At 40.8% G+C, this 3686-nt stretch carries 5 protein-coding genes; all 5 read left to right on the forward strand.

Features of this window, described 5'->3' with window-relative positions:
- Positions 1-181 (forward strand): hypothetical protein (locus WA010_RS02610; protein ID WP_422555622.1); only part of this gene is annotated, 181 nt, incomplete at its 5' end.
- On the forward strand, positions 182-1075 hold the full coding sequence (locus WA010_RS02615) for a hypothetical protein (RefSeq protein WP_422555623.1): 894 nt from the start codon (positions 182-184) through the stop codon (positions 1073-1075).
- 22 nt (positions 1076-1097) lie between these two features.
- On the forward strand, positions 1098-1763 hold the full coding sequence (locus WA010_RS02620; protein WP_422555624.1) for a phospholipase effector Tle1 domain-containing protein: 666 nt from the start codon (positions 1098-1100) through the stop codon (positions 1761-1763).
- Complete coding sequence (locus WA010_RS02625; RefSeq protein WP_422555625.1) at positions 1760-2686, forward strand: hypothetical protein; 927 nt, start codon at positions 1760-1762, stop codon at positions 2684-2686. The genes WA010_RS02620 and WA010_RS02625 overlap by 4 nt, the downstream gene beginning before the upstream one ends.
- A 27-nt stretch (positions 2687-2713) precedes the next feature.
- On the forward strand, positions 2714-3686 hold a 973-nt coding region (locus WA010_RS02630; RefSeq protein WP_422555626.1), incomplete at its 3' end, for a T6SS phospholipase effector Tle1-like catalytic domain-containing protein.

Raw genomic sequence — 3686 nt, forward strand, 5'->3', positions numbered from 1 at the left:
AGAAGCAACTGAACATATGAGCTTCACCGTGAGCTTATCCAAAGAACTCGAACGGGATATTACGATCACAACGTCACTAGGACCGGTAACGATAAAAGCAGGGGAGAGATCGGGGGAAGTGTACAGCTATATAAATAGTTTCAATTTTATAAATCAAGAATCTAAAAGAAAGGTTGCCTAGATGAAAACCCTAACCCTACTCATTCTTTCAGCTCTAACACTCTTAGCCCAAGACCAAAGCGTCTACACCCTAACAGGACAAAAAACCCCCCGTTTGGATGCACGCTACACGATCACCTATGTCGCGACAAACCTAAAAGAAGGATGTGGTTCTCGCGGCTACACGACGGGAACGATGAAACCTTCGATGACTCAGCGTAGCATGAGTGTCCCCGATGGAAACTACACGATTAATCTCCCCATATACATGACCACCGAAGAGGACAAAGCGGAATGCGGGTATCGGTTTGGGGGACTTGATTTAACGATGAGACGGAAAAATGATGATGATCAGTTTTCAAGGTTCCAACTCTTGGGAGATTTTAGAAGATACACAAATACGCAAGAGCCTTTGGCAATATATCGTGGATGGAAAGGGGGAGAAGGAGGTTCTAATTTTATAGGGATGGACACAAAAGATGCTCCTGATTTTACCAATGAGTTTAGCTCCAATAAAAAATATTTCCGTATTGCCCCCGAAACGACGTTTGTGTGTATGACACAATATTTAGATGATCCTCGTGAAAATAAAGAATGGCACGAAAAACATGCTACTGAATTTATGTGTACGATGAAAATGAAATTAGATACCGAAGGTGGCAAGTTCCATTTTAACAAATGTACGAGGGAAGAGTCTCTTACCGAAACGCAACATCACTGTTCAAAGATGACCCATCCCGATTTCGGTGTGGATGAGATCACAAGTGATACTCTCCGCATCGATATATTGGTCGATGAACCGAAATGTCAGCTTTTAAAGATCAGTAGATTCAAGGTGGAGAGAGAAGTGGATACGTTTCGTGAAGTACCAAAGCCGGTACCGTCAGCATTAGAATCATTCAAGTCACTTTTTTAAAAATAAATATAAGGAAAAACAAATGGCAGATGTAATTAGAATCGGAGCGTTCTTCGACGGAACGGGTAATAATATGTGGAATGATCTAGCGATCGGGGACAAGTCAGAAACGAATGTGGCAAAAATCTATAAGATGTATGCTCAGCAAGCTAAAGATAATCCTGGATATTATGCCAAACCACTTTATGTCGAAGGTGTCGGTACCGAAAAATATCGTGAAGGACAACCAACATTAACTTCAGCCGAAGTCAAAGAGATACAAGATGCTCTAAAATCTCGCAACGATTTTTATAGCAGTTATAACATGGCATTTGGGGATGAGGCAAAGTCTAAAGTTAATCGGATGCTTGAGATGGTAAAAAATGAGATTAAAAAAAATCCCGATGCCCAAATCATCGTAGACGTCTACGGCTTCAGCCGAGGCGCAACCGAAGCACGCGATTTTATCAACGAGTTCAATTCCCTATATGCGAATGTCAATAAGGGCAGTGCAATCGGATTTGTCGGGTTGTTCGATACCGTATCCTCTCTAGGGTTTGCCAACAGTATCAATATTGGGTTTAATCTCAACCTCAATGATGCCTCTGCCGCAAAAATTGTTCAAATTGACGCTGCCAATGAGATGCGTGCCAACTTCCCTCTCGAATTACTCAATAATCCACATTCCAAACCAAGGATTGCCGCATGAAAACTTTATTATTGCTTATTTTTTCATCTTTGATACTCTTAGCACAAGACCAAAGCGTCTATACCCTAACAGGAGAAAAAGACCCTCGTTTGGATGCACGCTACACGATCACTTACGTCGCAACCAACCTAAAAGAAGGATGTGGTTCTCGTGGCTACACAACGGGAACAATGAAACCCTCCATCACCCAACGTAGTATGAGTGTCCCCGATGGCAACTACAGCATCAATCTCCCTATTTACATGACACCCGAAGAGGACAAAGAGGGATGTGGGTATCGGTTTGGGGGATTGGAACTAATGATATTGAGAAAAAATGATGATCAATATTTTCAATATGCACGATTTAAACTTTTAGGAGATTATAAAAATATAGATCCTATCAGTCTCAAAGAATTGGGCGGTCAAAGGGCATATGCGGTTTACGATGGACGTAAAGGGGGCACTGATGGACGTAGTTTGTTAAATAAAAAGGAAAGTCCATATGCCTTTCGCTCGGACAAAAGATATTTTCGTATCACACCCAAGACGACATTTGTGTGTATGACAAGAAATAGTATCTATGACTATGAACAATCGACATCAGATAAGGAAACCACTCAAAGACTCGGTAATACCGATTTTACATGTACGATGAAGATGAAACTTGATACTGACGGTGGAAAATACCATTATCATGAATGTACAAAAGAAGAAAGTAGAAATGATTCTGAATATGAATGCGGAACGATGTCTCATCCCGATTTTGGTGTGGACGAAATCACCAGTGATACATTGCATATTGATATAGTAGTTGATGAATCGAAATGTGTAAAGTGGAGACATCTAAATCATAATTTTGGTTCGATATTTGAAGCAGATAGCTTCCAAGAGCTTCCAAAATCATCACCATCGGTGATGGAATCTCTAAAATCATTATTCTAAACAAAAAATAAATACAAGGAAAACAACATGGCAGATGTAATTAGAATCGGGGTGTTCTTCGACGGGACGGGTAACAATGTATGGAATGACGAGCTGATCGGTGACGGATCACAAACAAACGTAGCTAAACTCTATCGTATGTATCAAGCAAAAAAAAGTCAGGGTTATGAGGCTATTTACGCAGAAGGTGCAGGAACCGAGCAATATGTTAATGGCACAGTATTTGACGTAGACCAATTAGCTGCTATACGCAATACAGAAGTTTATAAAGATCGCAAAGATTACTATAATCTCGATGGTTTGGCGTTTGGTTCGACAGTTAAACAGCACGCCTTAGATAAATTAGATGAGATCAAAAGAAAAATCAATGAAATCCGAACACAAAACCCTGACGCTCAAATCGTCGTAGACGTCTACGGCTTTAGCCGTGGCGCGACATCGGCACGGGATTTTATCAATATGTTTAATGCTCAGTACACTGATCTCGACGGCAGTGCGATCGGATTTGTAGGACTATTTGATACCGTTGCAACAGTGGGACTGGCAAATGAGTACAACGCAAATCTAAATCTAAATCTCAACACCAACTCTGCACAGCAAATGGTTCACCTGACTGCCGATAATGAATTTAGAGCCAATTTTCCACTCAATTATATGGGAAGCAACGGTTCTAATATGGTCGAAATCACAATGCCCGGTGCTCACGCCGACATCGGGGGAGGATACGGTAACTCTGTATGGGATACTCAGGAAAAATACATATATGATGAAGTTCATGCTATTTTTCCTATTCCAGCACTCATTGAAATTGCTGAGCAGCAACGAAATGATCGTATTAACGAACTAATCGTTCAAGCAACCAACCAAGGATTGGAATACGCATTTAAAACAGGTACGGATAGAACTACTGGGGCTTTACAGCTCGATTTTGTCTTCATCGAAACAAAACAGATAAATTATGGATTGAGCAATAATGCACTGTGGGTAATGCTCAATTCTA

The organism is Sulfuricurvum sp., from assembly GCF_049305995.1.
In the GTDB taxonomy this organism is placed as follows: domain Bacteria; phylum Campylobacterota; class Campylobacteria; order Campylobacterales; family Sulfurimonadaceae; genus Sulfuricurvum.